Genomic DNA, 24,905 nt, shown 5'->3' with positions numbered 1-24,905 from the left:
GTCGAGCACGCCGCCCCGTCGGCAAATCCGGCAGCGGTCTCCAAAAGGGACCATCCGATATCGCGCCTGCGTGCGGCCCGGAAATCGCGCAGAACTCCTCATGGTCAAGTATGGCCGGACGAGCGGGCGCGCGTCAGGCATCCGGCGATCTCACACCCGATTCGGCGGAAAAACCATTCGCCTCCGGCGGGGCGCGGGCGGTAGGAACCGGTCATGGCAGAGTACGCAGATCCCGGCCGCCCGCACTGGTCGGTCCGGCCCATCGAGTCCGACGAGTTCACCGACTTCGCCCGCGTGTGCGGGACGGCGCTGCTCGCCACCCGCGACCCGGCCGACGAGGGGTTCCGCCGCCCGGTCACCGAGCTGGGGCGCACGCTGGCGGCCTTCGACGGGGACCTCATGGTGGGCACCACCGTGGTGCACCCCTTCACCATGACGCTGCCGGGCGGCCCGCGCCCCGTCGCCGGGGTCTCGGCCGTGGGCGTGTGGCCCACCCACCGGCGCAGGGGCGTGCTGACCGCGCTGATGCGCCGCCAGCTGGCCGACGTCCACGCGGCCGGTGAGAGCGTGGCCGCGCTGTTCGCCTCCGAGGGCGCGATCTACGGCCGCTTCGGGTACGGCCCGGCCAGCCGGGCGATCAGTGCGACCCTGCCGGCACGGGAGGCGGCGCTGCGCCCGGACGTGCCGCGCGACCCGTCGCTGTCGCTGCGCCTGGGGACGCTGCCCGAGATGCGCAAGGAGATGGAGCGCGTGCACGGCCTGGCGGCCGCGCGGCGCGTCGGGGAGTTCCAGCGCAGCGGGGCCTGGTGGGACCTGCTGCTGCGGGACGAGCCGGGCGGGCGCGAGGGGTACGGCGCCAAGATGTGCGTGGTGGCCGAGGGCCCCTCCGGGCCGCTGGGGTACGCGGTGCACCGCGCCCGGCCGGGCTGGGACGACTTCGAGATGCCCACCGGGCGCATGCAGGTCACGCAGTTCTTCGCCGTGACCCCGGCCGCCGAGGCGCTGCTGTGGGAGCACCTGCTCGGACGGGACCTGATCCGGGACCTCGAAGTTCCCATGCTCCCCGAGGACACGCCGCTGTTCCACCTGCTCACCGACCGGAACCACATGCGCGCGACGGTCGGCGAGCCGCTGTGGATCCGCCTGGTCGACCTGCCGCGGGCGATGGAGGAGCGCTCCTATGCGGCGCCCGTGGACACGGTGCTGGAGGTGGCCGACCGCGACTGCCCCTGGAACGCGGGCCGGTGGCGCCTGCACGCCGACGGCGCGGGGGCGGCGTCGTTCACCCGAGTGGAGGGGGGCGCGGGGACCGAGCCGGACCTGGTGGTGGACGTGGCCCGGCTGGGAGCGGCCTACCTCGGCTCGACCAGGCTCGCCTCCTACGTCGCGGCCGGCATGGCCGAGGAGCGGACCCCTGGGGCGGCCGCGAGGCTGGACGTGGCCCTGACGATCGACCACGAGCCGTGCTGCTCGGTGATCTTCTAGGCCGCGCCCGGAACCGCGCGGACCGAGGGTCTCCCCCGAGCACGGTGGCCCGCATTCCGACGCCATCTGGAGGATTCCCGTATGCCCGGTGCGCGCCGGGCCCGCCGAACGGTCCGTCCCGCGCTCCGCCCGGTACGGCCGGAAACGGCACCACTCCGGCGGGCCTGGCCGAGACCGGGAGCTCCGGGCGAACGCCGATGGAAATCCCTTGGGCCGCCAGGGGCCCCGGGGATGCACGGCGACCGCGATGCCCCTGTGGACGTACGGCCCGCTCGGGCCGAACCGTCGGCGGTCCGCGGGCACGCCGACCGGCTTCCGTGCCCTCTGCCATGGCCGAACACGGACGGGGCGCCGGGGGATGTTCCCCCGGCGCCCCGTATCCGGTCGCGGGCCGGCCCCGGCCCGCCTGCGGCGGCGGTCCGAGAGCGGTGACGCTCCCGGCGCTTTTCAGCGGCCGCCAACCGTATTACCGTCGCTGCAGGACGTCGCCCCGGCCGAGTTCCGGGGACGTCCCGCCCGGCGGGTCCGCTCCCCGGCAGCGCAGCGGGCCCGCCGATCGCCGACGGAGGCCGGCCTCGGTGCCGTGATGAGGCCCCGTGAAGGGGCGCCCCCTGAAAAGGCACCGCGGCGGCGCTACGGGGACGCTACGGAAGCGGCGGCAGCTCGCCGCTCTCCTCGTAGCGGCTCAGCATGTCGATGCGGCGGGTGTGCCGCTCCTCCCCGCTGTAGGGCGTCTCCAGGAAGCGCTCCACCAGGCGGGTGGCCTCCTCCAGGCTGTGCATGCGCGCACCGATCGCGACCACGTTGGCGTCGTTGTGCTCGCGCCCCAGCACCGCCGTCTCCTCGCTCCAGGCCAGCGCCGCGCGCACGCCCTTCACCTTGTTCGCGGCGATCTGCTCGCCGTTGCCGGAGCCGCCGATAACGATCCCCAGGGAGCCCGGGTCGGAGGCCACGCCCTCGGCGGCGCGCAGCACGAAGGGCGGGTAGTCGTCGACGGCGTCGTAGACGGCGGGACCGGCGTCGGCGACCTCGTGGCCGTGCTCCTTGAGCCAGGCGACCAGGTGCTCTTTCAGCTCGTAACCCGCGTGATCGGAACCAAGATANGCAGGTCAGCGGCGCAGGAACGCCGCGGCCCGCCCCTCCCCGGACGCACCGGGGCGGAGCGGGCCGCTGCAGGCCGCGTCGGCCCGCCTCAGAACACCAGGGTGCCGTTGGCGGCGTAGGCGACGCCCAGGCCCAGAGCCGCGAACAGGGCCATGGACAGGATCGCCACCATGTTCGTGACGACCATGGCCTTGACGTCCTTGCTCAGCGGACCGGCCTTGGACACTTCGGGCTTGCTGCTCACGTCACACCTCGACTGGGGAACCGGGACAAAACGCCATCGATCATCTTATGCGGCCGCCCCAGGTGCCCCGTCCGGCCCCACCCGTCACCGCTGGATGGCCTTGACCTCGCAGAACTCGTCCAGGCCGTGCAGGCCCCACTCCCGGCCCACACCGGACTGCTTGTAGCCGCCGAACGGGGCGAGCGGGTTCACCCCGCCGCCGTTGACCTGGACCTGCCCGGCGCGCAGCCGGCGGGCCACCCGCATGGCGCGGTCGGCGTCGCCGGACCACACCCCGGCCGCCAGCCCGTACTCGGTGTCGTTGGCGATGCGCACGGCCTCCTCCTCGTCGTCGTAGCCGATGACGACCAGGACGGGGCCGAAGATCTCCTCCCGGGCGATGCGCATGTCGTTGGTGACGTCGGCGAAGACGGTGGGGCGCACGTAGTACCCGCGCTCCAGGCCCTCGGGGGCCCCGGCGCCCCCGGCGACCAGCCGCGCACCCTCGGCCGAGCCCGTCTCGATGTACTCCAGCACCCGCTCGCGCTGCTGGGCCGAGACGACCGGGCCCATCCGGGTCCCCTCGTCGGCGGGGTCGCCCGGGGCGTACTTGGCGGCGGCCTCGGCGGCCAGGGCGACCGCCTCGTCGTAGCGGGCGCGGGGCACGAGCATCCGGGTCAGGGCGTTGCAGCTCTGCCCGGTGTTGCGCATCACGTCGGCCACGCCGGCCTTGACGGCGGCGGGCAGGTCGGCGTCGTCGAGGAGCACGTTGGGCGACTTGCCGCCCAGCTCAAGGGCGACCTTCTTCACGGTCGCGGCGGCGACCTCGCTCACCCGCTTGCCGGCGCGGCCGGAGCCGGTGAAGGAGACCATGTCCACCCCAGGGTGCGCGGCGATGGCCTCCCCGACCTCCGGGCCGGTGCCGGTGACCAGGTTGAACACGCCGGCCGGCAGGCCTGCCTCGTGCAGCGCCTCGGCGAGGTCGTAGGCGCTGAGCGGGGCGACCTCGCTGGGCTTGAGCACCACGGTGTTGCCGGCGAGCATCGCCGGGACCACCTTGAGCACCACCTGGTGCAGGGGGTAGTTCCACGGCGTGATGGCGCCGACCACCCCGAAGGGCTCGCGCACCACCACCGAGCTGCCCACCTCCTCGCCGGTGAAGTAGCGCTCGCCCACCTGGTCGACCAGGTCCAGGAAGGTGGAGAACATCAGCAGGGGCAGGCCGATCTGCACCTTGGCCGCGAAGCGCAGCGGCGCGCCCACGTCGGCGGCCATGGTGGCCGCCATCGTGTCGGCCCGGCCGCGCAGCAGGTCCAGGGCCTTGCCCAGGGCGGCGCGGCGCTCGGCCACGGGCAGGTCCGACCAGGCCGGGAAGGCGGCGCGGGCCGCGCGCACGGCGCGGTCGGCGTCGGCCGCGGCCCCGGCGGGCACGGCGTCGATGACCTCCTCGGTCGCCGGGTTCACGACGTCGATGGAGGTGTCGGAGGCGGAAGGCGTCCAGGCGCCGTCGATGTAGAGGGATCGCATGCCGCCCACCTTCCCAGAACGCTGTTAGGTTAATCCGTCCGGCCCCTCCGCACGGACGTCCCGGGCCGCCCGAACGCGGGCGGCCCGGGGCACGGGGCTCGGGCGCTCAGCCCCAGTGGGGAGGCCGGTCCTCCAGCAGGCGCGCCAGGTCGTCCTCTTCCCGCTCCCCCCACGACGAGCCGCGCTCGTCGTCGGTGATGTCGGGAAGGACGGGTGGCCCGTCGTCGAAGTCCGACAGGTCGACCCGCCGCTCGTCGTCAGGTCCGCTCATCGCCGGTCCTCCCGGTGCTGGTCTCGGTACGGGTTCGGGTGGTCGTCAGTCGAAGACGGGCTCGCGGGTGCGGCTGCGCTTCAGCTCGAAGAAGCCGTCGGTTCCGGCGACCAGGAGCACGCCGTCCCACAGCCGTCCGGCCGCCTCGCCCTTGGGCGCGGGGGTCACCACCGGGCCGAAGAAGGACACCCCCTCGACGGAGATCACCGGGGTGCCGACCTCCTGGCCGACACGGTCGATCCCGTCCTGGTGGGAGGCGCGCAGGGCCTCATCGTAATCGGAGGACTCCGCGGCGTCCGCCAGGTCGGCCGGAAGGTCGAGCTCCTTGAGGGCGTCGCGCACCGGCCCGATGCCCAGCTCCTCCCCCTGCACATGGAACCGGTTGCCCAGCGCCGTGTAGAGGTCGCCCACGACCTCGTTGCCGAAGCGCTGCTCGGCCGCGGTCGCGACCCGCACCGGCCCCCAGGCGGTGGTGAGCATCTCGCGGTAGCGCTCGGGCAGGTCCTCGCGGCCCTCGTTCAGCACCGCCAGGCTCATCACGTGCCAGCGGGCCCGGACCGGCCGGACCTTCTCGACCTCCAGCAGCCACCGCGAGGCCAGCCAGGCCCACGGGCACGCCGGATCGAACCAGAAGTCCACGGTCTTGGTGTCGCTCATCGCTTCGCCCTCGTCTCAGGGTCGTCGTCGCTGCGGGGGTCGCTCGGGCGGCCCAGGGCCGCCCGTGCACCACAACCCCGCCACCGCGCGCGGCATTCCGGTTCCGCATACGCGGCCGGGAAGTGGCAGGATCAACGGCGGAAACCGAATCACGTGGGCCGCCGGAGGCGCACCGCGCTCCGGGGGCCGTTTGTCGAGTCCGGCCGGCGATGCCGGCGGCCGGGAAGGGAGCGGTACGTGGCGGGCAATCTGACACGCGACGAGGCACGCGAGCGCGCAAGGCTCCTCGACGTCGCCTCCTACGACGTCGAGCTCGACCTGACCACCGGTGACGCGACGTTCACGTCCACCACGGCGATCCGCTTCGACTGCAGCGAGCCCGGGGCGTCCACGTTCGTGGACCTGGTGGCGCCCGAGGTGGAGTCGGTGGAGCTCAACGGGCGCTCCCTGGACCCCGCCCGCGTCTTCGACGGCGGGCGCATCGCCCTGGAGGGCCTGGAGGCGCAGAACGAGCTGAAGGTGGTCGCCCGGGCGGCCTACATGCGCACCGGCGAGGGCCTGCACCGGTTCGTCGACCCGGTCGACGGCAAGGTCTACCTGTACACCCAGTTCGAGACCTCCGACGCGCACCGGATGTACACCTGCTTCGACCAGCCGGACCTGAAGGCCCGGTTCACGCTCTCGGTGACCGCTCCCCCCGACTTCGAGGTGGTCTCCAACAGCGCGCCGGACACCGAGCGCGCGCCGGTCGAGGGACGCGATGACGCGGTGCGCTGGCACTTCCCGGCCACCGAACCGATCTCCACCTACATCACCGCGCTCATCGCCGGGCCGTACCACGTGGAGCGCGACTCCCACGACGGCATCCCGCTGGGCGTCTTCTGCCGCGCCTCGCTGGCCGAGCACCTGGACGCCGACGCCATCTTCGAGGTCACCAAGCAGGGCTTCGACTTCTACCACCGCGTCTTCGGGATGCGGTACCCCTTCGGCAAGTACGACCAGCTGTTCGTGCCCGAGTTCAACGCCGGGGCGATGGAGAACGCCGGCGCCGTCACCTTCCTGGAGGACTACGTCTTCCGCTCCCGGGTCACCGACGCCCGCTACGAGCGGCGCGCCGAGACGATCCTGCACGAGATGGCGCACATGTGGTTCGGCGACCTGGTCACCATGCGCTGGTGGGACGACCTGTGGCTGAACGAGTCCTTCGCCACCTACTCCAGCGTGCACTGCCAGGCCGAGGCCACCAAGTGGACCGATGCCTGGACCACCTTCGCCAACGTGGAGAAGGCCTGGGCGCTGCGCCAGGACCAGCTGCCCTCCACCCACCCCATCGCCGCCGACATCCCCGACATGCAGGCGGTGGAGGTCAACTTCGACGGCATCACCTACGCCAAGGGCGCCTCGGTGCTCAAGCAGCTGGTGGCCTACGTGGGCGTGGACGCGTTCTTCGCCGGGGTGCGGGAGTACTTCAAGGAGCACGCCTACGGCAACACCGAGCTCTCGGACCTGCTGCGGCAGCTGGAGCGCGCGTCGGGCCGCGACCTGTCGGACTGGTCCCGGCAGTGGCTGGAGACCGCCGGGGTCAACACCATGCGCCCGGAGTTCGCCACCGACGACGAGGATCGCTTCACCTCCTTCGCGGTGCTCCAGGAGGCCGCCGAGGACTACCCGACGCTGCGCGACCACCGCCTGGCGGTCGGCCTGTACGACCGCACCGACGCGGGCATCGTCCGCCGCCGCCGGGTGGAGCTGGACGTGAGCGGGGCCCGCACCGAGGTGCCCGACCTGGTCGGCGAGAAGCGCCCGGACCTGGTGCTCATCAACGACGACGACCTGACGTTCACCAAGGTCCGCCTGGACGACCGGTCGCTGCGCACCGTGGTGGAGGGCGTCGGGGAGATCACCGGGTCGCTGCCGCGCGCGCTGTGCTTCTCGGCGGCCTGGGACATGACCCGCGACGCGGAGATGGCCGCCCGCGACTACGTCCGGCTGGTCGAGTCGGGCATCGGCGGCGTGAACGACGTGTCGGTGGCGCAGATGCTGCTGCGACAGGCCGTGTCGGCGCTGGTGAACTACGCCGACCCGGAGTGGGCGCCGACCGGGTTCGAGCTGCTGGCCGACCGGCTGCGCGACCTGCTGACCGCCGCCGAGCCCGGCAGCGACCTGCAGCTGGTCTACGCGCACGGGTTCGCCGACGCCGCGATCTCCGACGCCCACCTGTCGCTGCTCCAGGGGCTGCTGGACGGCGCCCTGGAGGTCGAGGGGCTGACCGTCGACACCGACCTGCGCTGGACGCTGCTGCGCCGCCTGGTGGCGCGCGGCAAGGCCGGCGAGGAGGAGATCACCACGGAGCTGGCGGCCGACAACACGGCCACCGGCCAGCGGCACGCGGCCGGCTGCCGGGCGGCCATCCCGACGTCCGAGGCCAAGGCCGCGGCCTGGGACCGGATCACCTCCGGCGACATGGCCAACGCCGAGTTCCGGGCCACGCTGCTGGGCTTCACCGAGCCTTCCCAGGCCGAGCTGTTCCGGCCCTATGTCGAGCCGTACTTCGCGCGGCTGAACGAGGCCTGGGAGAAGTGGACCAAGGAGTTCGCGCAGTCCTTCGCCGAGATCGCCTACCCGAGGCACCTCGTCGAGGAGCAGACCCTGCGCCGGACGGACGCCTACATCGAGGCGCAGTCCCCGGCGCCGGCGCTGCACCGCCTGCTGATCGAGGGCCGCGCCACGGTCGAGCGGGCGCTGCGCGCCCGCCGGCGCGACGCCGAGGCCGGCGCCGCAGAGTGACCGCGGCTGCGGCCGCAGCCGCGGTACCCCGGTGACACCGGACGGCGGGGAGGGGCACCGGCCCTTCCCCGCTCACGGCTGTCGGCCGCCGGGCCTCTCGCGGTCCAGGGACAGCGGAAACGGCGGCACGGCCGGTACCCCGCTCGCGCCTGCCGGCCGGGCGGCGGGCCGCCGGGGTGCAGGGAGATGGGCGGCGACGAGAAGGGGGCTCTTTCCCCGGTGTCACCGGTCGGCCGCCGGGCCTCTCGCGGTCCAGGGACAGCGGAAACGGCGGCACGGCCGGTACCCCGCTCGCGCCTGCCGGCCGGGCGGCGGGCCGCCGGGGTGCAGGGAGATGGGCGGCGACGAGAAGGGGGCTCTTTCCCCGGTGTCACCGGTCGGCCGCCGGGCCTCTCGCGGTCCAGGGACAGCGGAAACGGCGGCGCAGCCGGTGCCCCGCTCACGGCTGTCGGCCGGGCGCCGGACCGCCGGGGTGCGAGGGGGTGGCGGCGACGAAGAGGTGGGGCGGTTCCCCGGTCTTGGCTGTCGGCCGCCGGGCGTCTCGCGGTCCGGGGACAGCGGCAACGACGGCACGGCCGGTGCCCCGCTCGCGCCTGCTGGCCGGGCGGCGGGTCGTCGGGGTGCCAGGGGGAGTGCAGCGACGAAAAGGTGGGGCGGCTCCCCGGTCTTCGCTGTCGGCCGCCGGGCTTCTTGCACTCCCGGAACAGCGACGACTACGGCGCGGCCGGTGCCCCGCTCACCGGCCCCGCCCGGACCGCAGGCCGCCGGGCACTCCGCGTTGATCTCGGGAAAAACGACCCTAAAAACGGGCGGGAAGGGTCGTTTTTCCCGAGATCAACGAGAGAACCAGGCAAACCCGGCGGACGGCGGAACCGGGCAGGGAAAAGAGAAACCAGGAACCTAACGAAGTACTACTAGGGGCGCGGTCGGGCCCGGGAGCGTCCGCCCGCGCCCGCCCGCTCCCGCGGCGCACCCACCCGCCGCGCACCGACCAGATGCACCCTTCTGACCTGGGGCAATACGCACCGTCATGCGGCGGGAAGGGCGCGAGCGCGCTGATCGACGCCCGCAGGCGGCCTCCGCGTGCGATCCCGGCCAGACCAGAACGGGATTCGGTAACGCAGTGCCCGTATTGCCCCTGTTCGTCCGCCCACCACCGGAGAAGGAACGGCGCGGCAAGGGCGGGACACCCGTCCGCGCGGGGCCCGATGGCGGCGCCGACCCGTTCTCGGCTACCCGGAGTGACCGGGCGTCCCTCAATCGGGTTCGGTGTGCCGGTAGAGGGGGTACGGGGCACCGAATCCCGTTCTGGTCTGGCCGCCGCCGTACACCCGACCGGCCCCGGGGGCCGCTCCGGGCGCGCGCGAGCCCCGCACCCCCTTCCGACCCCCGACAAACAGGACACCCGGCAGGGCGCGGCAGCCGGAGGGCGCCCCGGGAGGGCCGGTTCTCCATCGATAGTGGCGGTACCACCACGCGATGTGCAGTTGCGTGGTGGTACCGCCACTATCGATGCCCGACCGCCGCCCGGCGCGCCCGGTATGCCCGGAACGCGGACGAGAGGGGCCCCTCCAAGGCCAAGGCGGCGGACCACCCGGCAGCCGACCGCCGAGCCCGGGGAACCGCCCCACCTCCTCGTCGCCGCCGACTCCCTGGCACCCCGCCCGCCCGCCGCCCGGCAAGCAGCCGTGAGCGGGGTACCGGCTGGGCCGTCGTTGCTGCTGTTCCTGACGCCACAGAGCCCCGCCGCCCGGCCGGGGCCCGTGAGCGGGGGACCTGCTGGGTCGCCGCCGCCTCCCCTGGCACCCCGGCGGCCCGCCACCCGGCATGCAGGCCGGAGCGGGGTATCAGCCGCCCCTTCGTCGCCGCCCCCTCGTACCGAAGGACCCCGCCGCCCGGCCGGGGACCGCGAGCGGGGCACCTGCTGCGCCACCCCCTCCGCTGTCGACGCCGCCGGCTCAGCCGCCCCGGCACAGGCCGGCCGTGACCGGCTGGAGGGCGCGGCGCACCGCCGCCGACAGGTGCGGGTCGGCGAACAGCTCGTCCAGCAGCACCGGCTCGCCCTCGGCGCTGGTCAGGGGCATCCGCCAGTTGGGGTACTCGGTCGAGGTACCCGGCTGGTTCTGCATGCGCCGGTCCCCCACCAGGTCGGTCAGCGCCAGGCCGACCAGCCGGGCCGGGGTTCGGGCCAGGTAGGCGTGCAGCGCCGCCACCACCGTGGACGGCGAGGAGACCGGGTCCACGTCCGCGTCCAGCAGGCCCAGCTCCACCAGGCGCCGGCGCCAGGCCTCCACCTGGGCCTCGGCCTCGGCCCGCTCCTCGGCCACCGGGCGCTTGAGCAGCCCCAGCCGGTCGCGCAGCTCCACGTGCTCGGCCGTCAGGAAGGAGGCCACCGGGGGCAGGTCGTGGGTGGCGACGGTGGCCATGCACTCGCGCCGCCAGTCCTCGGGCCGCTTGGGCGCCCCCTCCTCGTCGCGCTCGAACCACAGCACCGAGGTGCCCAGCACGCCCCGGTCGGCCAGGTGCTCGCGCACCCACGGCTCCACCGTGCCCAGGTCCTCGCCGATGACCAGGGCGCCGCTCTCGCGCGCGGTGAGCAGCAGCGACCCCACCATGCCCTCGTGGTCGTAGCGCACGTAGGCGCCCTCGGAGGGGTCGGCGCCCTCGGGGATCCACCACAGCCGGAACAGGCCCATGACGTGGTCGGCGCGCACGCCCCCGGCGTGCCGCATCGACTGGCGCAGGGTCTGGCGGAAGGGGCCGTACCCCTCCTCGGCCAGCCGCACCGGGTGCCACGGCGGCTGCGACCAGTCCTGCCCCTGCTGGTTGAAGGCGTCCGGCGGGGCGCCCACGCTCACCCCCTCGACCAGGGTTCCGCGGTACATCCAGGCGTCGGCGCCGCCCGAGCGCACGCCCACCGCCAGGTCGTGCACGATGCCCACGGGCATGCCGGCGGCGCGGGCGCTGGCCTGGGCGGCGGCCAGCTGGTCGTCGATCACCCACTGCATCCAGCGGTGGAAGTCGACCTCGGGCCAGCGGCGCAGGGCGCGGGACCCCACCTCCTGGCCGGCCACGTCGCGCAGCTCCGGCGGCCAGGACCGGTAGTCGGGGCCGTGCTCCTCGGCCAGGGAGCACCAGGTGGCGTACTCCACCAGCGGGGCGCCCTCGCGCTCCAGGTAGGCCTGGAAGGCGGCCTCGCGGGCGGGGGAGCGCGGCACCTGGTACAGGGCCTCCAGGGCGGCGCGCTTGGCGCTCCAGACGGCGTCCCGGTCCAGGAGGTCGGCGGTGCGCCCGCGCTCGCGCAGGGGGCGGGCCAGGCGCTGCACGGCCTCGCGCTGGGTGGGGTCGAGCCGGGTGTACTCGGGGACGTCCTCGACCCGGATGTAGAGCGGGCTGGAGTAGCGGCGGCTGACCGGCAGATAGGGAGAGGGCTCGAGGGGGATCTCCGGCTCGGTGGCGTGCACCGGGTTGACGGCGGTGAAGGCCGCGCCCAGGTCGCGGGCGCTCCAGTCGGCCAGCTCGGCCAGGTCCCGCAGGTCGCCCAGGCCCCAGGACGCGCGCGAGCGCACCGAGTACAGCTGCGCGGTCAGGCCCCAGGCCCGCCGGTCGCCCAGGGCGGGCGGGGGGTCCAGGCGGTCGGGCACCACGAGCAGCGGGGCGCTCTGCGCCACGCCCCCGCACTCGGCGTGCAGGGAGTGCACCCCGGTGGGCAGGTCGGGGCCGGGGCGGGCCCATCCGCCGTCGGCCAGCTCGACCCAGGCACGGGTGCCGTCGGGCAGCGGCAGGCGGGGCGAGCGGCCGGAGCGTGCCACCACCGCGGGCGGCAGCATGCGGCGGGCCTGGTCGGCCCAGTGGGCCTCCAGGGAGGCGCGCGGGTCGGAGGCGTCCACCCCCAGGGCGGCCAGCACGTGGCGGAGGGTGTCGGCACCGACCCGCACCCGGCGGCCCCGCCAGTCCTCATAGGTGGTCGCAACGCCGTGCTCTTCGGCCAGCCGGGCCAGGTCCGCATCGCTCACAGCACACGATGATGCCGCATGGAGGGCCCTTCGGGCCTTGAACGCCATGCACCGTTCGGGACCGGAACGGACCGGATCCGGGTCCGGTTCGGCCTGCGGAGGGGGTTCGCCGCGTTCTGGGCCGGTGGCCGGAACCGCCGCGGCCGGGGGTCACGGTCCGGCGCGGGCCCGCGCTCTGCCCGCTCACCGGCCGTCGTTCCGGGGGCGGAGCGGGGGCGAGGAGCGGGCCGCCTCTGCGTCGGGGCAGGTCATGAGGTCGGCACCAGTGACCACCGCCCCTCCCCCGCCGCCTTCGCCCTCCCGGGCGGATCCCCGCCCGGCGGTGGGAGGGGCTCCGGACCGCCGACCGGCGATGTCCGTTCTGTCCGGAACCCGAAGAGGACGCGCACAGCGCCGCCGCGGACCGCGCCCCCTGCCCCCGGGCTCCCCTGCTCGGCCCCGCATGCGAACCGTGCCGGGAACCGGACGCCCGGCCGACCGCCCCGCCCCTGCCGTCAGCCCTTCGGCCTACCGGCGGCGGACGCGGCCCAGCGCAGCCTCGCGGGCCGAAGCCGACGCGGGGAGGACCCTTTGCCCAGAGCCAGGGCACGTCCGCTGGAGTGGCGTCATCTCCGTCCCGCCGGTCAAGTGCCATCGCCACGACTCTGAGCCGGTCCCGAGGCGCCTTCGGAGCCCTCAGCGGCGCCCCCGCCCCTCGGCAGACGACCGAAGGCCTCCCAGCGATGGCGGTCACGGCCGCCGACGGTCACACCCACTCCGACGGACTCCGTCCGTCTCCGTACGGGGACGGCACGCGCACCGCCACACCGACGGTCGCCGACCACGCCCCACGATCGGCCGCCCCCAGCGGCGACGCCCGGCGACCGCACCGGCCGCGGAGCCGAGCGGTCCGGTGCCGCCCTCTCAGGCTCCGTGCACGGTCGGTCCGAACGTGTGAACAGCTTCTTCTACCCAAACATGGGACCCTTTAACAATAGGACGAATCGTGTGATTGAGTAGGGCAATGCTCCAGTCCTACCGACGGCTGTTCGCCGTGCCCCATCTCGGGTCACTGCTCTTCTGGTCGCTGGCGGCGCGCATGCACATCGGGGGCATGCCGATCGCGGTCACCTTCCTGGTGGCCGGCTGGACCGGCTCCTACGGACTGGCCGGCCTGGTCGCGGGCGGGCTGACGGTGGGCACCGCGCTCGGCGGGCCGATCCGCGGGCGGATGGCCGACAACCGCCCCAACGACCGCCTGCTGCTGATGTCGGCCCTGGTCTACGGCCTCGGTCTGGGCTCGATGGCGCTCCTGCCGGCCGGGCTGTGGTGGGCCTCGCTGCCGCTGGCGGTGGTCACCGGCGTCTTCCAGCCGCCCGCCACCCAGATCGGCCGCTCGCTGTGGCCGCGCATCACCTCCGGGCCCACGCGGCAGTCCATGTTCGCCGCCGAGGCGACCCTGCAGGAGCTGCTGTTCATCGTGGGGCCGCTGCTGGCCGCAGCCGTGGTGGGCCTGGGCGGCGGCCGGGTCGGGCTGCTCACCCTGGGCGCCATCGCCTGCACCGGGGCGGTCGGCTTCGCGCTCGCGCTGCGTCGGGCCGGGCACACCCGCCCCGCCCGCGACGCCGGGGCCGAGGCCTCCCCGGACGCGGCCCCGCGCCGCACGCTTCTGGCCGACCCCCGCCTGCTGGTGGTGATCGGCGTGGTCATGCTGATGGTCGCCGGGCTCGGCTCGGTCGACCTGGCCATGGTGGCCTGGGCCCGGGAACTGGGCACCCCCGGCTATGCCGGCGGGCTGATGGCGGTCTACGCCTTCGGGTCGCTGGTCGGCGGGCTGATCGCGGGCACCGTGGCGGGGCCGCCGCGGATCGCGCTGCGGGCGTTCGGCGCCGCCGCCGGGGCCGCGCTGCTCGTCCCGCTCCTGCCGCCGGTCCTGGAGCTGCCGACCCCCTGGCTGCTGACCCCGGTGCTGTTCGCGGCCGGCCTGGCGATCGCCCCCACCGTCGCCGCCGTCACCGAGCGCCTGGGCGACCTGGCCCCGCCGGACCGGCGCGGCGAGGCCTACGGCTGGATGACCACCGCCACCACCGGCGGCATCGCGCTGGCCTCGCCCCTGACCGGCTGGCTGATCGACCACGGCGGGGTGGCCCTGGGGGTGGCCGGGGCCGCCGCCCTGGCCACCCTCGCCGCACTGCTCAGCCTGGGGATCAGGACTCCAGGACGGACAGGTCCGGACGGCGGTCCGCCCACGGGCGGGCCCGCTCCAGCTGGGCCGACAGGGACAGCAGCAGGCCCTCCTCCCCCATCCGCCCCGTCAGCATGACGCCGACCGGCAGGCCCCCGGCGGTCCAGTGCAGCGGCACGCTCACCGAGGGCTGGCCGGTCACGTTGAACATGGAGGTGTAGGGGGTGAACGCCGACATCCGGGCGAACTCCTCGCGCGGGTCCTCGGCCGCGAAGTGGCCCACCGGCGCCGGGACCTGCGCCAGAGTCGGGCACAGCAGCGCGTCGTAGGCCTCCAGGCGCGGCATCGCCCGGCGCACCGCCGCCTGGATGCCGCCGGTGGCGCGCATGTAGTCCTCCACCGAGGCCGCGCGGGCCTGCGCCCGCATGCCGCGGGTCAGGGGGCGCAGCCGCGCCTCGTCCTCCTCGGGCACCGGGGTGGCCACCGCCATGCCCGCCCAGACCACCTCGAACATGCGCAGCAGCGAGGCCTCGAAGGGCGGATCGACCTCCTCGACCTCGTGGCCGAGGGAGGCCAGCAGCCGGGAGGCCTCCTCGTAGCCGTCGGCGGCCTCGGGCGCGAGCCGGGCGCCGGGCACCGGCGGCGCCGAGAAGCGGCCGATGCGCAGCCGCCCCGGCTCGGAGCGGGCGTGGTCCAGGAAGGTGCGCGCGTCGGCGGAGGGCGGCGCGGCGAAGTAGTCGCCGGGCGCCCCGCCGGCCATGGCGTCGAGCAGCGCGGCGGCGTCGGCCACGGTGCGGGCCAGCGGCCCGCTGGTGGACAGGCCGATGTAGTCGGGCTGGAGCGGGGCGTTGGTGATCCGGCCCCGGGTCGGCTTGAGGCCGAACAGCCCGCAGACCGAGGCCGGGATGCGGATGGACCCGCCGCCGTCGCTGGCGTGCGCGGCCGGGGCCAGCCCCGCGGCGACGGCCGCCGCGGCACCGCCGCTGGACCCGCCGGCCGAGCGGGAGGGGTCCCAGGGGGTGCGGGCGGGCGGCGCGACGTCGTTCTCGGTGTAGCAGGGGACCCCGAACTCGGGGGTGTTGGTCTTGCCGGTGAGCACCGTTCCGGCCGTGCGCAGCCGGGCCGCGACGTCGGCGTCGACGTCGGCGGTGCGCTCGGCGAAGGCGGCGGACCCGGAGGTCCAGCGCACGCCCGCCACCGGTGTGAGGTCCTTGACCGGGACCGGAACGCCCAGCAGCGGGGGCAGCGCCTCCGGCGTGTCGTGGACGACCCGTTTCTCCGCATTCCGGGCTTGTTCGCGTGCGATTTCCCCGGTGACCGTAATGAAGGCCCCCAGCGCGGAGCCGTACCGCTCGATCCGGTCCAGGTAGTGGTCGGCGATCTCCACCGGGGAGAGCTCGCGGCGGCGCACCGCCGCGGCCTGCTCCAGCGCCGTCAAGTCGTGAATCTGACCCATGGTCGAAGCCTAGACCCCGGGTGCGGCGGCACCGGCCTGGGAACATCTCTAGAGAGGCTGGCCGAAAGGTAAGCCTTCCCTGATATAACCCCGAGGACACGCGTGCACCCGGAATCCACCGGGGAAGAAAAGTGTGAGTTTCAATGGACTAGGACTCGCATATGGATCGAACTACTCTTTCCGATGTGGAATCGGCAACCAGTGAGAAGGACGGCGCACAGCGCCAGGAGACGGCTTCCCCGGCGCCTTTCTTCGTGCCGGCGGGAAGGACGCCCAACCGTACGGCGGGCCCCGAAGGCGCGGCCCGGACGACCTATGGCGATCTGCTCACTTCCAAGGACGCACGCCGCTGGGCCGTTCGCGGAGCCGCCGCGCTCCTGGTCGGCCTGGCGACCGGACTCCTCACCGGCGACTGGCGCATCGGTGCCACGTTCGCCGCGGGCACCCTGGTCGGATTCATCGTGTACGCCTCCCGGCGGCACTCGGAGGTGCCGCGGTGGCGCAAGCCCTCCATGGCCCAGCGGCGCACCGAGGCGCAGCTGCGCGTGATGAAGAAGGTGGGCTACCAGGTGCTGCACGCCCGCGAGGTGCCCGGCGGCAACGGGCAGATCGACCACTTCATCGTGGGGCGGCGCGGGGCGTTCGCCATCGACTCCGAGTCGTGGGACAAGCGGCTCCCGCTCCGCAACAAGCTGGAGAAGCTCTACCACGGGCGGTTCTCCAAGAACGAGCGCATCGACGAGGCGCTGACCGAGGCGCGCGAGGCCGAGCGGCTGATCAGCGAGGAGCTGGGGCGGCAGGTCACGGTGCGGGCGGCGCTGGCGATCTACGGCCCGGGCATGCCCTGGGACAGCCACAACCTGCGCGGTGTGGACATCATCCAGGGCCAGAAGGTGCGCAAGTGGCTGCGTTCGGGCAAGAGCAGGCTCACCGAGAAGGAGATCGAGGAGATCCACCGGGCGGCGCAGAAGGTGCTGCCGGCGCGGTACTGACGGCACCCGGCGGACGCTGGGGGCCGCCGGGCGCCGCGGCGCGCACCGAGGACACGACAGCGACGGCCAGAGCGACGAGACGGAACGGGCGGCACCGGTCGGGACCGGTCCACGAGGGGCGGGGCGCGGGCCCCGCCCCTCCGTCGTGCCCCGCCACGACCGCTTCCACCTCCCTGCGTCTCATTATTCGGACGTCCGATCTTCTGTACCGAGACACGAGCAGGGGGCGCACGGGGCTAAGATCGACGGAAGAGCACGTATCGATCGGGAGCATCCCATGCCAGAACTCCGCTCACGCACGGTCACCCACGGCAGGAACATGGTCGGCGCGCGCGCCCTCATGCGCGCCACGGGGGTAGAGCGCGAGGACTTCGGCAAGCCGATCGTGGCCGTGGCCAACAGCTTCACCCAGTTCGTCCCCGGGCACGTGCACCTGCGCGAGGTCGCCGACGTGGTCGCCGGCGGGGTGCGCGAGGCCGGAGGCGTGCCCCGCGAGTTCAACACCATCGCCGTGGACGACGGCATCGCCATGGGCCACGGCGGCATGCTGTACTCGCTGCCCAGCCGCGAGGTCATCGCCGACGCGGTGGAGTACATGGTCAACGCGCACTGCGCGGACGCCCTGGTGTGCGTGTCCAACTGCGACAAGATCACCCCCGGCATGCTGCTGGCGGCGATGCGGCTGAACATCCCCACCGTCTTCGTCTCCGGCGGCCCGATGGAGGCCGGGCGCGTCACCGTCGTCGAGGGCACCGCCACCAAGGAGCGCAAGCTCGACCTGATCAACCCGATGATCGCCTCGGCCGACGAGAGCGTCTCGGACGAGGAGCTGGCCGAGCTGGAGGAGGCCGCCTGCCCCACCTGCGGCTCCTGCTCGGGCATGTTCACCGCCAACTCGATGAACTGCCTGACCGAGGCGATCGGGCTGGCCCTGCCGGGCAACGGCACCGTGCTGGCCACCCACGTGGCGCGCAAGCGGCTCTACGAGGACGCCGGGCGGCTGGTCGTGGACGTGGCGCGGCGCTACTACCAGGACGACGACGACTCGGTGCTGCCGCTGTCGGTGGCCTCCCCGGCCGCGTTCGGCAACGCCATGGCGCTCGACATCGCCATGGGCGGGTCCACCAACACCATCCTGCACCTGCTGGCGGCGGCCACCGAGGGCGGCGTCGAATTCGGCCTGCCGGAGATCGACGCGATGTCCCGCAAGGTGCCCTGCCTGTGCAAGGTGGCGCCGAACACGGAGAAGTACCACATCGAGGACGTGCACCGGGCCGGGGGCATCCCCGCGATCCTGGGCGAACTGGCCCGCGGCGGGCTCATCGACACCTCGCTGCCCACCGTGCACGGCATGACCGTGGGCGAGTGCCTGGCGCAGTGGGACATCGCCGAGCCCACGGTCTCCCCCGAGGCGGTGGAGCTGTTCCACGCCGCCCCGGGCGGGCGGCGCACCACCAAGGCCTACTCCCAGGACGTGCGGTGGGACAGCCTGGACACCGACCGCGCCGAGGGGTGCATCCGCTCGGTCGGGCACGCCTACAGCGCCGACGGCGGGCTGGCGGTGCTCTACGGCAACCTGGCCGCCGACGGCGCCGTGGTCAAGACGGCGGGCGTGGACGAGGAGCTGATGACCTTCAGCGGCCCGGCGAAGGTCTTCGAGAGCCAGGAGGACGCGGTCGACGGCATCCTGGGCAAGCGCGTGGAGCCGGGCGACGTGGTCGTCATCCGCTACGAGGGCCCCAAGGGCGGCCCGGGCATGCAGGAGATGCTGTACCCGACCAGCTTCCTGAAGGGGCGCGGCCTGGGCAAGGCGTGCGCGCTGGTCACCGACGGGCGCTTCTCCGGCGGCACCTCGGGCCTGTCCATCGGCCACGCCTCCCCCGAGGCGGCGGCCGGCGGCGACATCGCCCTGGTCGAGGACGGGGACCCGGTCAGCATCGACATCCCGAACCGGGGCCTGGTGCTGGAGGTGCCCGAGGACGAGCTGGCCGCCCGGCGCGAGCGGCTGCTCAAGGAGCTGGGCGGGTTCAAGCCGCGCGCCCGCGAGCGGAAGGTGACGCCGGCCCTGCGCGCGTACGCGGCCATGGCCACCTCCGCCTCCACCGGCGCCGCCCGCGACGTCACCCAGGTCGAGGGCTGAACTCCGGGTCGCCTGCGGGCCGCACGGCCCGCAGGCGACCGCCCCGCAGGGCGGCCGACTCCCCTGCGTGGATCGACAGTGGTGGTATCACCGCTTCAGGACGCCGATAGCGGTGGTAGCACCACTGTCGAAGCGCCCGGTGAGCCGACGAAGAACCCGGTAGGACCGTCTCCAGAAGTCCTGCGGGGAGGTCGGGCGCTGTGGGGACCCGCAAGGCCTCCAGCCCCTTCGGGGTCCGGGCGCCGGGGCGGGCGGGGGCGGGCTCAGCCTCCGCCGCAGCAACCGCCTCCGCAGCAGCCGCCGGACGGGGCCGGGGACTCGGCCACTCCCCCGACCGCCACGCGGGACAGCAGCTTCACCGTGTCGCCGTGGCCGTCGGGGCAGGGCGCCGGGGCGCCCGACTCGGCCATCGGACGGGTCAGCTCGAAGGTGGTGCCGCACGCGCGGCAGGCGTACTCGTATCGGGGCATGGCCGCATCCTAGCCGGGCCCGCCGGGGCGGCCGGGCCGGGCGGGACGCCGGTTGAGGCCCCGCCCGGCCGCCCGTGCGGTCAGGCCGCCTGACGTGTCATGTACGGCGCCCACTGGGGGTCGCCGTGCTGCTCGCCGTTGATCAGCCGCCAGTGCAGGCCGCGCGGCACCGTGGGGGTCACGTTGAGCCTCCACCCCAGCTCGTCCAGGAGCCGGTCGGCCTTGCGGTGGTTGCACGGCTTGCACGAGGCCACCACGTTCTCCCACACGTGCGCGCCTCCCCTGGAGCGCGGGACCACGTGGTCGATGGTCTCGGCCCGCTTGCCGCAATAGGCGCAGTGGTGCCCGTCCCGGCGCATGAGCGCGACCCTGGTGAGGGGGATCCGCCTGCGGTACGGGACCCGGATGTAGCGGTGCAGCCGGATCACCGACGGCACCGAGAGCACCGTCGACGCCGAGTGGAGCACCGCGCCCGCGGCGTCGCCGTGCACCACCTCGGCCTTGTCCCGCAGCACCAGGAGCACCGCGCGGCGCAGCGGGAGCGTGGTCAGCGGCTCATAGCTGGCATTGAGCAGCAGCACGTGGCGGCTTACCGGACCGCCCTCCGTTCCGAGCGCGGCCCTCATACCGTCACCCCGGACCTGCGTGTCTCTACCCCGGCCAGCCGATCGGCCAGCCAGGAGACCTCCTTGTGGGCCGGCCTGACGACCGGCGCTGTCGACTCTTCCACACGGACCTCCCGTGGGTGGTTCCCGCCGAGTGACGTCCCGCAATCAGTTTGCTTTGTCCGACCGCTCCCCCGCCACCCCGTTTCTCACCGGCGACGGCGGTCCACTGGGCTCCGATAATCGCGCAGACGGTCCCCGCCGTCCGGGAAGCGCGCCGACCGGAACGGCTTTGCGGCCGCGTCCGGCCGTCCTGAGGGGGGACGCACCCGGGCGGTCACCGCCCGTGGCGCCCCCTTAAGTAGAGTTCGGGCATGCCTGATCTCCGCTACCCGCCGGCCGAGCGCCAGGACCTGGTGGACGAGCTGCACGGGATGCGCGTCGCCGACCCCTACCGGTGGCTGGAGGACCCCGAGTCCGCACGCACCAAGGAGTGGTCCCTGGCCCAGGACGCGCTCTTCGCAGCCGCCGCAGAGGGCTTCACCGGCCAGGAGGGGTTCGCCGCCGACATCCGGGGCCTGCTGTCGGCCGGGTACACCGGCCCGCCGGTCTGGCGCGGCGACCGCTCCTTCTCCATCCGGCGCGCCCCCGACGCCGAGCACGGCGTGCTGGTGACCTCGGCCCCCGGGGAGGGCGAGCGGGTGCTCGTCGACCCCGGCGCCCTGGACCCGACGGGCACCACCACGCTCGACTACTGGCGGCCCGACCGGGAGGGCCGGCTGCTGGCCTACCTCCTCTCCGAGGGCGGGGACGAGGAACCGCTGCTGCGGGTGATGGACGTGGTCACCGGGCGGACCGTGGACGGCCCCATCGACCGGTGCCGGTACTCGCCGGTGGCGTGGCTGCCCGGCGGAGAGGCCTTCTACTACGTGCGGCGCCTGCCCCCCGAGGCGGTTCCCGAGGACGAGCGGCAGTACCACCGGCGGGTGTACCTGCACCAGGTGGGCGCCCCCGTCGAGTCGGACACCGCGGTGTTCGGCGAGGGCCGGAAGATGACCGACTACTTCGGTGTCGCGGTCGGCCGCGACGGGCGCCACCTGCTGCTGACCGCCTCTGAGGGCACCTCCCCCAGCAACGACGCCTGGATCGCCGACCTGAGCGAGGGGCCGCCGGAGGCGCCGCGGCTGCGCCCGGTCCAGGTGGGCGTGGACGCCGAGGCCTCCCCGCACGTGGGCAGGGACGGGCGGCTGTACCTGTTCACCGACCGGGACGCACCGCGCGGCCGGCTGTGCGTGTGCGACCCGGCCGCGCCCGGAGCGGAGAACTGGCGCCCCCTCATCGGCCCCGACCCCGAGGCGGTGCTGGACGACTACGCGCTGCTCGACGGGCCGGGCCTGGACCGGCCCCAGGTGGTGGCCTCCTGGCGGCGGCACGCGATCAGCGAGGTCACCCGGCACGACCTGGAGACCGGTGAGCTGCTGGAGACCGTGCGGCTGCCCGGCCTGGGCAGCGTGGGCGGGCTGATGGACCGGCCCGAGGGCGGACACGAGGTGTGGTTCACCTACACCGACCCCACCACCCCCGTCGGCGTGCACCGGCTGGACGCGCGCACCGGGCAGGTGGAGCGGTGGGCGTCGGCGCCCGGCGCGGACGGGCTGGACCTGCCCGCGGTCCGCACCGAACAGGTGGTGACCGCCTCCCGGGACGGCACACCGGTGCGGATGCTGGTGGTGCGCCCCGACGACGGCGACGACCGGCCGCGCCCCACGGTGCTGTACGGCTACGGGGGCTTCTCCATCTCCATGACGCCCGGCTACTCGGCCACGGTGCTGGCCTGGGTGCGGGCCGGGGGCGCCTACGCGGTGGCCAACCTGCGCGGCGGCCTGGAGGAGGGCGAGGAGTGGCACCGGGCGGGGATGCTCGGGGCCAAGCAGAACGTGTTCGACGACTGCGTCGCCGCCGCGGAGCACCTGGTGGCCTCGGGCACCGCACGCGCGGACGGGCTGGCGGTGATGGGCGGCAGCAACGGCGGCCTGCTGGTGGGCGCGGCCGTCACGCAGCGCCCGGACCTGTTCTCGGCCGCCGTGTCGTCGGCCCCGCTGCTGGACATGGTGCGCTATGAGCGGTTCGGGCTCGGGCGGCTGTGGAGCGTGGAGTACGGCAGCGCCGACGTGCCCGAGGAACTGGAGTGGCTGCTGGCCTACTCGCCCTACCACCGGGTGCGCGAGGGGGTGCGCTACCCGGCGACGCTGTTCACGGTCTTCGACAACGACACCCGGGTGGACCCGCTGCACGCGCGCAAGATGTGCGCGGCGATGCAGCACGCGACGTCGGCGCCGCCGCAGGAGCGTCCGGTGCTGCTGCGCCGGGAGGCGCAGGTGGGGCACAGCGCCCGCTCGGTCAGCCGCAGCGTCGCCCTCAACGCCCACCAGCTGGCGTTCCTGGCCCGGTACACCGGCTTGGAGGCGGGGGCCGCGGTGCAGGGCACGCCGGAGACGGCCCAGGCGGACCCTCTGCTCAAGGGCGGCTGACCCCGGTACGGCCGCCGTCCCCGCCCTCCCCTCTCTTCTCCGGCGGCGCCGCACCGGAGCGGCACGGCAGGGGCGGCGGCCCGGCCGGGCGCCTCCGCGGCGAGCGGGAGCCGCCGACCGGTCGGTCTGCCACCCCCGATACCCTGGGATGCCGTGCCCGGACGGGCCTAACGAGTCGGACCAGGGGGGACGGAAGAGTGCTGGACACGGGGACGCGGACACCGGACGCGCACACCGCCGACGACGAGGGCGGCGCCGCGCCGGCGAAGGGCGGGCGCCACGTGCACCACGCCCAGGTGCGCTTCGCCGACCTGGACCCGCTCAACCACGTGAACAACGTGCAGATGCTGACCTACCTGGAGGACGCCCGGGTCGCGTTCCTCCGGTGGGACTCCGCCGACGGGCCCGCCGGGGACGGCGGCACGCTCGGCGCCATGGTGGTGGCCCGGCACGAGGTCGACTACGTCGCCCCGCTGCTGATGCGGCGGGAGCCGGTGCGCGTGGAGACCCGTGTCACCGAGGTCCGACGGGCCAGCTTCCGTCTGGCCTACGAGATCCTCGACGACGAGCGGGTCTACCTGCGCGCCGAGTCCGTCATCGTCGCCTACGACCTGGACCGGCAGCGCTCGCGCCGGCTCACCCCCGCCGAGCTGGAGTACCTGGAGGGCTACCTGGACCCGGCCTGAGGGCGCGTGGGCCGCCTCCTCGGCCGCGACCGGCAGGCCCCGCAGCGCGCCCTGGAGATCCAGACGGCCCTGCGCCTGCACACCCTGCTGCACGGCGCGTGGACATGGACGGCGACGGGTGGTGAGGACGGGGCCGCTTCGCGGCCGAGAAGCCGTGGCTTCCGGATCCTGCGGTTGCAGCCCCCGGAAAAGGAATCGACAGGCCTGCCGCGGCTTGCCACAGTGAATCACCATGGCACCCTTCGAGGTTCTGACGGCTGCGGACGTGCAGCTCATGCAAGAGGTGGCGCAGCGTGTGACGGCCGTGCGCCCGGACCTGCTGAACAGCGACGCGACATTCGGCGAACTCGCGTGGAACTGGGGAAAGGGGCACGCCGCCGAGGGCGCCTTCTGGCCGCGCAGACTGTGGTTCTCCGGCGGGGAACCGGTGGCGTGGGGGTGGGCGCGGCTCCCGCACCGAGTCGTGCGCAACGACGGGTCGGTCAAGGACGTCACGGACGCCTCCCTGACCTATCTGGTGCACCCCGACCATGCCGGGATGATCGACGAGGTCATCGAGTGGTACGAGGGCGTGGCGGTAGGGACCGACCGCACGGTGGTACCGAGCGCCGCCGACGGGTTCGCCCTGGAACGGTGGGCCGCGCACGGCTACAGGACCGACCCTGCCTCGCTCGGCGACACCGGTGACTGGACGCAGCTGAACGAGCGGGACCTCGGCGAGCTGGAGCATCCGGTGCTCCCCGACGGCTTCCGGTTCCGGACCGCCGACGAGGCGGGGGCGGAGGCGGCGGTCCGGGCCCACGTGGACGCCTGGGCCCCGTCTGCGTACACGGCCGAAAGCTACAGGGGCGTCCGGGGGACGGCGCCGTACCGCGGCGACCTGCACGTCCTGGTCGAGGCACCGGACGGGACGATGGCCTGCTCGACCATCATGTGGCTGGACGAGGCGAACGCGACCGCGGAGTTCGAGCCGGTCGGGACGCATCCGGACTACCGGAGACGGGGGCTCGGCAGGGCGATGCTCCTGCACGGGATGCACCTGGCACGGGAGGCGGGGGCCGGGCACGTGACGGTCGCCTGCCTGGGAGCACCGGGCCACCCGGCAGCGCGGGGCCTGTTCATGAGCGTCGGCTTCCGAGAGCTGTCCCGGGATGCGCCACTCATCAAGCCCGCGTCTGCGGAGTGACAGCCGCCCCCACGGGGAGGGGCGGTCGGCTCCTGACCACGAATCGAGAGTGGTGACATCACCACCTAATCGCACATTCAGTGGCGATATCACCACTCTCGATCGCTCGGCGAACCATGCGTAGCCGACCACAGAACAAAAAACCCAGCGGTAGAGCGCCCGAGCCGGTCTGAGCTGCTGCGGACCACAGGAATCGAAAGGAAACGGCCGACCGGACGGCTCCAGAAAGCACTCGGATCGAGAACGTCAGCGCTACAAATCCCCCGAGGCCGCTGCACCGGCACAAGGCCGACACCACGACGAACTCCGCGGGCCCCGCGTGACCATTCGGAGAGTGGCTACCACAAGCCTGCCCCTCCTTGCATCAGGAGCAGTCATGCTTCCGCACGGCCTACAGTTCCGCAGTGACTATCCCCGCACGTGCGGGGAGCGGAGTCCGCGGTGCCGCCGTAGCCGAAGAGCCGGGGCCATCCCTACGGCGCGGGACTCGCACCGGCATGGAAGGCCTCGCGAAGACCACACTCGGCCCATTCCCACGGGCGTGAGCCTCGCCGACTGTCGATCCGGTCGTGTCCGCCGGCGTGGTGGAACCCTCCGGGCCCCGA

General features: G+C 74.0%; 16 protein-coding genes and 1 pseudogene. 8 read left to right on the top strand and 9 right to left on the bottom strand.

The features are described 5' to 3' along the window. Positions 1 to 213: 213 nt before the first annotated feature. Entirely contained in the window at positions 214 to 1,485 is a 1,272-nt protein-coding gene (locus D450_RS0125640; protein ID WP_017541489.1) for a GNAT family N-acetyltransferase, read from the top strand. A gap of 644 nt (positions 1,486 to 2,129) precedes the next feature. On the opposite strand, the pseudogene D450_RS0125630 reads toward D450_RS0125640, so the two are convergent. From D450_RS0125630 to D450_RS0125610, 5 genes and pseudogenes are all read right to left on the bottom strand, one after another. After that, positions 2,130 to 2,588, bottom strand: a pseudogene (locus tag D450_RS0125630) (ribose-5-phosphate isomerase); the annotation flags it as partial. A gap of 89 nt (positions 2,589 to 2,677) precedes the next feature. After that, positions 2,678 to 2,833: a hypothetical protein gene (locus D450_RS34080; protein WP_017541487.1), complete on the bottom strand. Its 156-nt coding sequence runs from the start codon at positions 2,831 to 2,833 to the stop codon at positions 2,678 to 2,680. Between the two features lie 84 nt (positions 2,834 to 2,917). Further along, positions 2,918 to 4,339 carry an aldehyde dehydrogenase family protein gene (locus D450_RS0125620; protein WP_017541486.1) on the bottom strand — a complete coding sequence of 474 codons (1,422 nt, stop codon included), beginning with the start codon at positions 4,337 to 4,339 and terminating at the stop codon, positions 2,918 to 2,920. 106 nt (positions 4,340 to 4,445) lie between these two features. Beyond that, positions 4,446 to 4,610 carry a hypothetical protein gene (locus tag D450_RS34075; RefSeq protein WP_017541485.1) on the bottom strand — a complete coding sequence of 55 codons (165 nt, stop codon included), beginning with the start codon at positions 4,608 to 4,610 and terminating at the stop codon, positions 4,446 to 4,448. A gap of 45 nt (positions 4,611 to 4,655) precedes the next feature. Next, positions 4,656 to 5,267, bottom strand: coding sequence for a mycothiol-dependent nitroreductase Rv2466c family protein (locus D450_RS0125610; RefSeq protein WP_017541484.1), 612 nt, complete (start codon positions 5,265 to 5,267; stop codon positions 4,656 to 4,658). Positions 5,268 to 5,504: 237 nt separating this feature from the next. Here D450_RS0125610 and pepN point away from each other — a divergent pair, with 237 nt between their 5' ends. After that, the gene (pepN, locus tag D450_RS0125605; protein ID WP_017541483.1) at positions 5,505 to 8,054 is read left to right on the top strand and encodes an aminopeptidase N; all 2,550 of its coding nucleotides are present in this window, start codon (positions 5,505 to 5,507) and stop codon (positions 8,052 to 8,054) included. A gap of 1,958 nt (positions 8,055 to 10,012) precedes the next feature. Here the strand turns inward: pepN and malQ are convergent. Further along, a complete protein-coding gene (malQ, locus tag D450_RS0125600; protein WP_017541482.1) occupies positions 10,013 to 12,070 on the bottom strand; it encodes a 4-alpha-glucanotransferase in 2,058 nt (685 codons plus the stop codon). 1,003 nt (positions 12,071 to 13,073) lie between these two features. Between malQ and D450_RS32835 the strand changes: the two genes are divergently transcribed. Then, complete coding sequence (locus D450_RS32835; protein ID WP_017541481.1) at positions 13,074 to 14,372, top strand: MFS transporter; 1,299 nt, start codon at positions 13,074 to 13,076, stop codon at positions 14,370 to 14,372. Here the strand turns inward: D450_RS32835 and D450_RS0125590 are convergent. Further along, the gene (locus D450_RS0125590) at positions 14,257 to 15,690 is read right to left on the bottom strand and encodes an amidase (RefSeq protein ID WP_026128769.1); all 1,434 of its coding nucleotides are present in this window, start codon (positions 15,688 to 15,690) and stop codon (positions 14,257 to 14,259) included. The genes D450_RS32835 and D450_RS0125590 overlap by 116 nt on opposite strands. Positions 15,691 to 15,944: 254 nt before the next feature. On the opposite strand from D450_RS0125590, the gene D450_RS0125585 reads away from it, so the two are divergent. After that, positions 15,945 to 16,682 (top strand): nuclease-related domain-containing protein, encoded by a 738-nt coding sequence (locus D450_RS0125585; RefSeq protein ID WP_017541479.1) that lies wholly within the window; start codon positions 15,945 to 15,947, stop codon positions 16,680 to 16,682. Between the two features lie 277 nt (positions 16,683 to 16,959). Further along, positions 16,960 to 18,822 carry a dihydroxy-acid dehydratase gene (ilvD, locus tag D450_RS0125580; RefSeq protein WP_083932792.1) on the top strand — a complete coding sequence of 621 codons (1,863 nt, stop codon included), beginning with the start codon at positions 16,960 to 16,962 and terminating at the stop codon, positions 18,820 to 18,822. 263 nt (positions 18,823 to 19,085) lie between these two features. On the opposite strand, the gene D450_RS0125575 is transcribed toward ilvD, so the two are convergent. Continuing rightward, a complete protein-coding gene (locus D450_RS0125575) occupies positions 19,086 to 19,292 on the bottom strand; it encodes an FmdB family zinc ribbon protein (protein WP_017541477.1) in 207 nt (68 codons plus the stop codon). A gap of 80 nt (positions 19,293 to 19,372) precedes the next feature. Further along, positions 19,373 to 19,873, bottom strand: a complete 501-nt coding sequence (locus D450_RS0125570; protein ID WP_017541476.1) for an HNH endonuclease — start codon at positions 19,871 to 19,873, stop codon at positions 19,373 to 19,375. 398 nt (positions 19,874 to 20,271) lie between these two features. Here D450_RS0125570 and D450_RS0125565 point away from each other — a divergent pair, with 398 nt between their 5' ends. The 3 genes from D450_RS0125565 to D450_RS0125555 all read left to right on the top strand — a co-directional run bounded on the left by D450_RS0125565 (position 20,272) and on the right by D450_RS0125555 (position 24,300). Continuing rightward, on the top strand, positions 20,272 to 22,428 hold the full coding sequence (locus tag D450_RS0125565) for a prolyl oligopeptidase family serine peptidase (RefSeq protein WP_017541475.1): 2,157 nt from the start codon (positions 20,272 to 20,274) through the stop codon (positions 22,426 to 22,428). A 197-nt stretch (positions 22,429 to 22,625) separates the two neighbouring features. Then, positions 22,626 to 23,114 (top strand): acyl-CoA thioesterase, encoded by a 489-nt coding sequence (locus D450_RS0125560; RefSeq protein ID WP_017541474.1) that lies wholly within the window; start codon positions 22,626 to 22,628, stop codon positions 23,112 to 23,114. A gap of 232 nt (positions 23,115 to 23,346) precedes the next feature. Further along, positions 23,347 to 24,300: a GNAT family N-acetyltransferase gene (locus D450_RS0125555; RefSeq protein ID WP_017541473.1), complete on the top strand. Its 954-nt coding sequence runs from the start codon at positions 23,347 to 23,349 to the stop codon at positions 24,298 to 24,300. Positions 24,301 to 24,905 lie beyond the last annotated feature (605 nt).

It is taken from the genome of Nocardiopsis halophila DSM 44494 (assembly GCF_000341245.1).
Classification (GTDB): Bacteria; Actinomycetota; Actinomycetes; order Streptosporangiales; family Streptosporangiaceae; genus Nocardiopsis_A; species Nocardiopsis_A halophila.
This window is presented reverse-complemented; position numbering and strand designations above follow the sequence as displayed.

Bases quoted from the DNA above. Each gene is read 5' to 3' on its own strand.
- D450_RS34075 (WP_017541485.1), bottom strand. From the start codon at position 4,610: ATGAGCGGACCTGACGACGAGCGGCGGGTCGACCTGTCGGACTTCGAC.
- D450_RS0125590 (WP_026128769.1), bottom strand. From the start codon at position 15,690: ATGGGTCAGATTCACGACTTGACGGCGCTGGAGCAGGCCGCGGCGGTG.
- D450_RS0125640 (WP_017541489.1), top strand. From the start codon at position 214: ATGGCAGAGTACGCAGATCCCGGCCGCCCGCACTGGTCGGTCCGGCCC.
- D450_RS0125555 (WP_017541473.1), top strand. From the start codon at position 23,347: ATGGCACCCTTCGAGGTTCTGACGGCTGCGGACGTGCAGCTCATGCAA.
- D450_RS0125575 (WP_017541477.1), bottom strand. From the start codon at position 19,292: ATGCCCCGATACGAGTACGCCTGCCGCGCGTGCGGCACCACCTTCGAG.
- D450_RS0125620 (WP_017541486.1), bottom strand. From the start codon at position 4,339: ATGCGATCCCTCTACATCGACGGCGCCTGGACGCCTTCCGCCTCCGAC.
- D450_RS0125565 (WP_017541475.1), top strand. From the start codon at position 20,272: ATGCCTGATCTCCGCTACCCGCCGGCCGAGCGCCAGGACCTGGTGGAC.
- D450_RS0125610 (WP_017541484.1), bottom strand. From the start codon at position 5,267: ATGAGCGACACCAAGACCGTGGACTTCTGGTTCGATCCGGCGTGCCCG.
- D450_RS32835 (WP_017541481.1), top strand. From the start codon at position 13,074: ATGCTCCAGTCCTACCGACGGCTGTTCGCCGTGCCCCATCTCGGGTCA.
- ilvD (WP_083932792.1), top strand. From the start codon at position 16,960: ATGCCAGAACTCCGCTCACGCACGGTCACCCACGGCAGGAACATGGTC.